The sequence below is a fragment of the Streptomyces sp. URMC 126 genome, from assembly GCF_051386555.1.
Lineage (GTDB): Bacteria > Actinomycetota > Actinomycetes > Streptomycetales > Streptomycetaceae > Streptomyces.
Genome location: NZ_JBPQTX010000303.1, coordinates 1 through 8336 on the forward strand (window position 1 = coordinate 1; position 8336 = coordinate 8336).

Genomic DNA, 8336 nt, shown 5'->3' on the forward strand with positions numbered 1-8336 from the left:
GCGGACCTCCCGCCGTCCGCCGTCCACGCCGAGGTGCTGGCCCAGCTGGCGGGCTGGGCATGGGCGGCGGTGCCTTGCACGGGTCTGCGCTCCCTGGGGAGGTCACGGGCCGGAACGTCGGGCGGGAAGGAGGGCTGTACAGGTGAACGGCGACGACGGCGCCGAGGTCACGGCGGTGCGCACGTGATCGCCGTCACCGGCGGTCGCGGGTGGTGCGGCGCGTCGGCTGCCGCCGCGCCCGGGGCTTACCCGCCGGGGCTCCGGTGGCGGCCCCGCCGGTCGCCCGCTTGGGGCGCGCGGCGTCGGTGGCGGGCTTCCGCCGAGGGGCTCGCGGCACGGTGGCCCTACCGGCGGAAGACCCGGTCGGCCGGGGGTCGGCCCCCGTTTCGTCCGGAGTTGCGCAAGCCGTTTCGTCGGTCGTTTCGTCGGTCGTTTCGTCGGTCTCCTCCTCCCGTGTCTCGCCTTCGTCCGTCGCCTCGTCCCGTACCTCGTCCGTCACCCCGCCCGGCGGTCCCTCGTCCGCCGCGGCACGAGCCGCCCGGCAGACGGCCCGGTCGGCCCGCTCCTGCCGGAGGCAGTCCCGCAGGACCTCCGGGTCCAGCCCCTCGTTACAGGCGTGGTGGAGGAGTTGGGCGAAGAGGTAGTCGGGGTCCGCGGTCAGGGCCCGGCCGAGGGCGACCCTCGCCTCGGCCTGTTCGCCGGTGGACCACGCCACCCACCCGGCGAGCGTCAGCGGGGCGGCGGCGTGTTCCGTGTACGGCGGGACGCAGCGCCGGGCGAGGGCGCGCCAGAGGCGCAGGACCGCCTGGGTGCGCGGCCCTTCCATCCACTCGGCGGCGCGGTCCCGGGCGACGCGGTCCTGCAGGCCGATGACGAGCGCGGCGGTCTCCTCCGCCGTCAGGAGCGCGTCGTCCCGGGCGTCGGACTCCCCCGTGTCCGCTCCGGCGGGCGTCTCGTGGAGACGTTCGAACAGCCGCTCCGCCAAATCCAGGGTCTCCTGCCGCGCCGTCTCGCGGTCCCCGCCGAGGAAGCGCGGCACCAGGCGGGCGGTGGCGGCGTCCAGGGCGCGCCGCTGTCCGTCGGCCCACGGGCCGGGGCGGGGGCTCAGCCGGGCCTCCATCTCGCGCAGGGTCCCGCGCACCCGGATGCCGGCGTAGGCGGCCGCCGCCGCCATGACCGTGGTGCCGGGGAGCGCCAGAGGCGTCCCCTCGGGCGGGCAGCAGCGGGGGTCGGAGCAGCAGTAGGACCAGAAGCGGCCGTCGGAGAGGCACAGCGCCTCGACGACGGGCACGTCGAGGGCGCCGCAGGCGATCCGCAGGCGCTGGGCGAGCGGGCGCAGCCGTGCCGTCACGGCCGCGGACGTCTCGCCGTCCCCGGGGTCCTGGCAGAGGTAGAGGACGATCCCGTCGGGGCGGGCGCCGCGCTTGAGGCATCCGGTGACGAGCGTCTCCGCGAGCTGGTCGGAGACGTCGGGCCAGTCGTCAGGGGCCGGGATGCCCAGGCGCAGTCGGCCGCCGAAGCGTCTGCCCTCGCCGTGCAGGGCCATGAGGACGATGCTGTCGTTCGGATGGAAGCCCAGCAGGTAGGGCAGGGCGTCGGCGAGTTCCGCCGGACTGCGGAGGGTGACGTGCGTGGGCGCCGGCGGTGGCCAGTCGGACGCGGGCGGATGCGGAGGGCCGGATGGTGCGTCGTGGTCGGTCATGCGCCGAGCGTCCCGCAGGCCGAAAGGAGCCCGAAAGGCCTGTGGACGCGCGGCAGATCATCGTATGAATTGCTGTGGATGACGGCCGGGAACGGGCTCCGGTCGCTCGTGCTCGGGGCCGGCGCCGGTGCGTGACCGGCCGGAGGCGGCGATCGGAGGTGGCGATCGGGGGCGGTGGCCAAGGGCGACGACCGGGGGCGGCGCCCCACGCCCGGCCGCCCGCCTCCGCCGTCCGACAGCACGTCGGCCCGCCGGACGCATCCGGCGGGCCGACGTCACAGCACCCTCGACAGGACCAACGGGCTGCTCAGGAACCGGCCTCCGCCGGCGCCTCCTCGCGGATGGACTCCACCCGCGGCTCGGCGAGCCGGGCGTAGTCCTTGGTGTCCAGGGCCACGGAGAAGTCCAGCTCGACGTTGAAGAAGATCTCTTCGTGCGCGAGCAGCGCCGGGTCCACCACGAGCTCCAGGGCCGGGTCGAAGGTGAACGGGACGATGGCGCCGCTCGTGCAGCCCGTCAGGCGTTCGGCCGTCGGCTGGTCCGCGAACATGGCGTGGCGGGCGTCGCACAGCGCGGCGATCCGGCCGAGGTCCACGCGCCGGTCGCCGGGGACGGTCGCCAGGACGTAGTGCGAGGTCTTCTTCGTCTTCTTCACCCGCACCACGACGCACTTGGCCGCCTGGGCGACGTCGTTGCCGCGCAGGGCGCTGACGGCGTCGGTCCGCCCCTCGGCCGCGTGCTCGATCCGGCGGAAGCGGGCGCCGCCCTCCTCCAGCAGACGCAGGAGCCGGCCCGAGGCCGGTTCCCGCGAGACGCCGGGCTGCTCGGCCGGCCGGTCGGATACCGACGTCATCCCCACACCACCGCCGAGCCGAGCTTCTCGTCGGCGAAGCCGAGGAAGAAGCCCATGGTGATCCGGTCGGAGCCGGAGACCTGCTCGATCGAGTGGTACTGCATGGGGTTGATCACGTACACGTCGCCGGCCTGCGGCTTGAACTCGTGACCGGGGTGGCCCTCGACGACCCCCTCGTCGTAGCCGAGGCCGCCGTCTATCTTGAACGTCTCGTCCTGCGGCTCCCACGGCCGCCGGTAAATGCGCAGCTCGCCGCCCTCGTCGCACTCCTGCAGGCAGACGACGCAGCTGAGCTGCCGGGCCAGGTCGGCCAGCACGATGCCCGTGCCGGCCGCGTCCCGCATGATGTTGTCGTTGTGCAGCGGGTCGCGCACGCCGTCCGCGTGGATGTCGAAACCCTCGATCTCGCCGTTCAGGGTCGTGCTCGCGTTGTGCACGACCGCCTCGGTCCGCTTCCGGTACTTCCGTCCGCCGTATTCCCGGATGAAAGCGCCGGAATCGACGGCGGACAGCGCGACGAGATCGGCCTGGTTGGCGTCCATGCACGCACTGTGGAATTCCGGGTGGGAATTCCCGTTCATGCGTGCGGCGACTTCCACGAGCATCGGGCCGGATTCGGTCATCATGACCTCGGCGCGCGCGGCTCCGTGATCGATGCCGAGCGCGTCGAGGACCGTGTGGACATAGGCGGAGAGTTCCTCGGCCGGGTGCTCGTCGGAGGCGAGGAGGACGTCCTTGTCGTAAATGCGGCGGCCGGACCCGAGCATGCGCTTCTCGTAGCGCCAGACGCCCGCCAGGAAGCGCTGGCCCCGGGCGCTCACCACGTCCACGATGTACTCGGTGCCGTCCATGCGCTCCTGCACGAGCACCTCGGCGTTGTGGCGGCCGAAGAGGTCCGTGGAGCTCCGGATGGTCCGCGCCGCGGCGGCGACGGCCGTCCGGTCCGCGCAGAAGCGCACCCCGTCGGAGCCGGTGGAGCTCATCGGCTTGCCGACGACCGGGTAGGAGCCGAGCCGTTCCGCCCAGGCCGCGAGTTCCTCGGGGTCGGAGCTCTTGAGCTGCCGGCCCTGCCGGGCGAATGCCGCCGGCAGGAAGTTTCCCATCGCATGACCGTCCACGATGACGGCCACAGGGCCGTTTTTCGAATGGTCCACAAATCCCTCTTGATTACTTGCGGGGCGGAATTGGCGAATCCAGACGAGGACATTCGGAAAAAAATGGCGTCGGCCGCTGGGAACTCGCAGTCGCGACGCTACTACAGCAAATGCACATCGAGCACCGATTACCCTATAAATGTCCTGAAGGGCATCTATTAGCATGGCTTCATGCTCGACATCCACAGACTCCGGGCCCTGCACGCCGTGGCCGTGCACGGCTCCATCAGCGGTGCCGCGGCGGCCCTGGGCTTCACCCCGTCCGCGGTCTCCCAGCAGGTCGCCAAGCTCGAACGGGAGACGCGGACGGCGCTCCTCGACCGGCACGCCCGGCATGTGACGCTCACTCCGGCGGCCGAGGCCTTAGCCGAGACCGCGCGGCAGGTGGTCGCCCTGCTGGAACAGGCGGAGGCGGGCCTGGAGTCCCAGCGCCGCACCCCCTCCGGCACCCTGCGGCTGGCCGCCTTCCCCACCGCGTGCCGTTCACTCGTGCCGGGCATGCTGGCCGAACTCGCCCGCCGCCACGACGAACTCGACTGCCGCCTGGTCGAGGCGGACCCGTCCCGCGCGCTGGGCCTGGTCACCGAGGGCGAGGCCGACATGGCGATCGTCCACGACTGGCACAACGTCTCCCTGATGGTGCCGAGTGCTCTGGCGACGTACGAGATCGGCGAGGACGTGGGCGACGTCCTCGTCCACGAAGGCCACCCGATGGCCGACCGCGCCTGCCTGACCCTGGACGACCTCGTGGACGTGCGCTGGATCAGCCACTCCCCCGGCGCCATGTGCCACAGCTGGCTGGAGCGCACCTTCGCCGACCGCGGCCTGCTCCCCGACATCGCCTACTACGTGGAGGAGTTCCAGTCCCAGATAGCCCTGGTGGAGGCGGGCGTCGGCGCGGCCGTCGTCCCGCGCCTGGGCCGCGGGCCGCTGCCGCCCGGTGTCCGGGCGATCCCGCTCGCGCCCGGTCCGCACCGCAAGATCTACGCGGTGTGGCGCCGGCAGACCGGAAGCCGCCCTTCCATAAGGGCGGCTCTGGCATTGCTGCGCATGCCGGACGGGACGGCCTCCGGGAGCCCCGCCCCCGGGTGACGGCCCCGCGCCCGGGCGGGGTTCACGTGGTCGCGAGCACCAGCGGAAGCACCTGCCCGCCGCCCGCCCGGCGCAGCAGGCGGGCCGCGACGGCCAGCGTCCAGCCGGAGTCGGTGTAGTCGTCCACGAGCAGGACGGGGCCGGAGGCACGGACCAGGGCGTCGGCCAGCTCCGCGGGCAGGACGAACGCGTCGGACAGCCCCTTGAGCCGCTGGGCGGAGTTGCTGCGGCGGGCCGCCCGCGCGCCGTCCGGCCCGGCGTACGCCAGGCTGCCCAGGAACGGCAGGCGGCCGACGTCCGCGATGCCCCGGGCGAGGGAGTCGACCAGCTTCGGGCGGGTCGCCGACGGTACGGCGACGACGCCGACCGGCCGGGCCACGGCGTCCGGCGCGTCCGACGCCCAGCCGCCCGGCGAGCGCGCCCAGTCCGCGAGGACGGTCACCGTCGCCCGCAGCACGTCGTCGGAGACCGGACCGTCGGCCGCGTGCTCGGCCAGCAGCGGGCGCAGGCGGTTGCCCCACCCGATGTCCGACAGCCGCCCCAGGGCCCGGCCGGGGGAACACTGTTCACCGGCCGGGATGCGTCCCTTGAGGTCGACGCCCAGGGCCGGCATGCCGGTCGGCCACATCCGGCGCGGCTCGACCTCCGCCCCGGGACGCTCCAGCTCCCTCGCCGCCCCCGCCGTGGCCTCCGCCGAGACGGACGAACCGATCCACGCCCCCGCGCAGTTGTCGCAGCGGCCGCAGGGGGCCGCGCCCTCGTCGTCGAGCTGCCGCCGCAGGAATTCCATGCGGCACCCGGACGTGCTCACGTAGTCGCGCATGGCCTGCTGTTCGGCCGCCCGCTGCCGGGCCACCCAGGCGTACCGCTCCGCGTCGTACGCCCACGGCCGGCCGGTACTCTCCCAGCCGCCCTTGACCCGTCGCACGGCCCCGTCCACGTCGAGGACCTTGAGCATCGTCTCCAGCCGGGTGCGGCGCAGGTCGACCACCGCTTCCAGGGCCGGTACGGACAGGGGCCGTCCCACGTCGGCGAGGGCGGCGAGGGTCTGGCGGACCTGGTTCTCGGGCGGGAAGGCCGTGTCGGCGAAGTAGCGCCAGATGGCCTCGTCCTCCTTGCCGGGCAGGAGGAGGACCTCGGCGTGCTCGACGCCGCGGCCGGCGCGGCCGACCTGCTGGTAGTAGGCGATCGGGGAGGACGGGGAGCCGAGGTGGACCACGAAGCCCAGGTCCGGCTTGTCGAAGCCCATGCCCAGCGCGGACGTCGCGACCAGCGCCTTGACCTTGTTCCGCTGCAGGTCGGTCTCGGCCTGCAGCCGGTCGGCGTTCTCCGTCCGCCCCGTGTAGGACGACACCGGGAAGCCGCGCCTGCGCAGGTACGCGGTGGCCTCCTCCGCGGCGGCCACCGTGAGGGCGTAGACGATGCCGGAGCCCGGGAGCTCGGCCAGGTGCTCGGCGAGCCAGGCCAGCCGGTGCGCGGCGTCCGGGAGCCGGACCACGCCCAGCCGCAGGCTCTCCCGCTCCAGCGGGCCGCGCAGCACCAGGGCCTCGCCTGCGCCGGTCCCGAGCTGGTCGGCCACGTCCGTGGTGACGCGGGCGTTGGCGGTCGCCGTGGTGGCCAGCACCGGCACGCCCGGGGGCAGCTCGGCGAGCATCGCCCGCAGCCGGCGGTAGTCCGGCCGGAAGTCGTGGCCCCAGTCGGAGATGCAGTGCGCCTCGTCGACGACCAGGAGGCCGGTCGTCGCCGCCAGCTTGGGCAGCACCTGGTCGCGGAAGTCCACGGAGTTGAGCCGCTCCGGGCTGACCAGGAGGATGTCGGTCTCGCCCCGCTCGACCTCCTCGTGGATGGCGCCCCACTCCTCGGGGTTGGCCGAGTTGATCGTGCGGGCCCGGATGCCGGCCCGCTCCGCGGCCTCCACCTGGTTGCGCATGAGCGCCAGCAGCGGCGAGACGATCACCGTGGGGCCGGAGCCGCGCCGCCGGAGCAGGGCGGTGGCGACGAAGTAGACGGCGGACTTCCCCCAGCCGGTGCGCTGGACGACCAGGGCCCGCCGCCGCTCCCTGACCAGGGCCGCCACGGCCTGCCACTGGTCCTCCCGCAGCCGCGCCGCGCCTGTCGGGTCGCCGACCAGCTCGGCGAGGATGGCATCGGCTTCGGCGCGGAGTTCCGGATCGTCCATGGCTCCATGCAACCCGATACCCCGGACGCCTGGCCAGTTCACCGAGGGTGACGTGCCGGTCGCGCCGCACGGGGCGGCGGTGACGGGAGAGCGCGCAGCGCCGTCCGGTACCGGCCGGTGGCGTCAATTGATCGTTGCCGCGCGGTGGCCGGGGCCCCGAGAATGGAACCCGGCTCCCCGCTCCCGTCCCCCTACGGCCCGCCGGGACGCCGTCCGCCGTTCCTCGCCGCCGACGCCCGCCGGTGCCGCGGGTGCGCCCGGCGAAGGGAGTGACATGACCATCGGCTCGGTCCCGACCCCGCCCCGGCGTCGCCCCGGGCGGCCGGTCCGGGTGGTGGAGCCCGCCGAGTGGGCCGCCGCCGGAATTCCCTTGCTGCGCAACCCCCGTGAGGTCGTCACCGGGCTGCACGCCCGGCACCTGCCCACCCCGCGCACGGCCGTGATCGCCGTCCTCGATCCGGACGAACGGCTGGTGGCCAGCGCCTCCTTCGCCCGCCGGGCGCCGGATACGGACGGCTGGGAACTGCGGAACGCGCTGCTGGCGCGGCTGCGCCGGGTGATCCCGCACGACCTGCGCAGACGGGCGCCGGTACGCACCGCGGTGCTGCTCTACTGCCGTGACGGGGACGGCCGTTGGACCGAGGAGGACGGCGCCTGGATGTGGGCCCTGCGCGACGCCTGCGTGCTCCACGGGCTGCGCTGCGGGGCGTACATCACGCTGACGGGCGCGGGTTGGCACATACTCGGCGAGGCCAGGAACGGGCGCAGTCCCCGCTCCGGCGCGGACCGCACCGGGGCCTTCGGCACCGCCCGCCCCGCGCCGGGGCCGCTGCGGCACGCCGCGGCCGGGTGACGCGCGTACGGGTCACCCGGCACCGGGCCCGTACGGCCGGGACCGGTGCCTCCGACGAGGCACCGGGTCAGACGGCCGCGGCCAGAACGGAGTTGACGCGGGCGGCGTCCCCGCAGACGACCAGCAGGGCACCGGCGCGGCGCAGGGCCGCGGGCAGCGCCTGCCGCACCACGTCGTCCGAACCGCCGTTGACGGCGACGACCACGACGGGACGGCCCGTCACCCGGCCGGCACCGGCATCGGCGTAGAAGACGTCGTCCGCGGCGTCGTGCTGGGCCCAGTACGACGCCTCGCCGAAGGACAGCTCGTGCGCGGCCCAGGGGTGCGCCTCGCCGGTGGTGAGCACCAGGACGTCGCCGGGGGCGCGGCCGGTGTCGAGCAGCAGGTCGACGGCCTCGTCGGCGGCGTCCAGGGCACCCTCCGCCGGAACGGGGATCACCTGGACCTGCGGGGCGGCGGGCGCCGCCGGAGGCGGGGTGCGCGGCCCGGGGGGCGCGCACCCC

At 74.4% G+C, this 8336-nt stretch carries 7 protein-coding genes; 2 read left to right on the forward strand and 5 right to left on the reverse strand.

Features of this window, described 5'->3' with window-relative positions:
* Positions 1-193: 193 nt before the first annotated feature.
* The 3 genes from ACSNOK_RS27175 to ACSNOK_RS27185 all read right to left on the reverse strand — a co-directional run bounded on the left by ACSNOK_RS27175 (position 194) and on the right by ACSNOK_RS27185 (position 3658).
* Positions 194-1702: a DUF4192 domain-containing protein gene (locus ACSNOK_RS27175; RefSeq protein WP_436783422.1), complete on the reverse strand. Its 1509-nt coding sequence runs from the start codon at positions 1700-1702 to the stop codon at positions 194-196.
* A 307-nt stretch (positions 1703-2009) separates the two neighbouring features.
* Positions 2010-2555 (reverse strand): YbaK/EbsC family protein, encoded by a 546-nt coding sequence (locus tag ACSNOK_RS27180; protein ID WP_436783423.1) that lies wholly within the window; start codon positions 2553-2555, stop codon positions 2010-2012.
* Positions 2552-3658: a 2OG-Fe(II)-dependent halogenase WelO5 family protein gene (locus ACSNOK_RS27185; protein ID WP_436783424.1), complete on the reverse strand. Its 1107-nt coding sequence runs from the start codon at positions 3656-3658 to the stop codon at positions 2552-2554. The genes ACSNOK_RS27180 and ACSNOK_RS27185 overlap by 4 nt, the downstream gene beginning before the upstream one ends.
* A gap of 222 nt (positions 3659-3880) precedes the next feature.
* Here ACSNOK_RS27185 and ACSNOK_RS27190 point away from each other — a divergent pair, with 222 nt between their 5' ends.
* A complete protein-coding gene (locus ACSNOK_RS27190; protein WP_436783425.1) occupies positions 3881-4801 on the forward strand; it encodes a LysR family transcriptional regulator in 921 nt (306 codons plus the stop codon).
* A gap of 22 nt (positions 4802-4823) precedes the next feature.
* Here the strand turns inward: ACSNOK_RS27190 and ACSNOK_RS27195 are convergent, their stop codons facing one another.
* The gene (locus tag ACSNOK_RS27195) at positions 4824-6980 is read right to left on the reverse strand and encodes a RecQ family ATP-dependent DNA helicase (protein ID WP_436783426.1); all 2157 of its coding nucleotides are present in this window, start codon (positions 6978-6980) and stop codon (positions 4824-4826) included.
* Between the two features lie 274 nt (positions 6981-7254).
* Here ACSNOK_RS27195 and ACSNOK_RS27200 point away from each other — a divergent pair, with 274 nt between their 5' ends.
* Positions 7255-7833: a hypothetical protein gene (locus ACSNOK_RS27200; protein ID WP_436783427.1), complete on the forward strand. Its 579-nt coding sequence runs from the start codon at positions 7255-7257 to the stop codon at positions 7831-7833.
* Between the two features lie 67 nt (positions 7834-7900).
* Here the strand turns inward: ACSNOK_RS27200 and ACSNOK_RS27205 are convergent.
* On the reverse strand, positions 7901-8336 hold a 436-nt coding region (locus tag ACSNOK_RS27205), incomplete at its 5' end, for a hypothetical protein (RefSeq protein ID WP_436783428.1).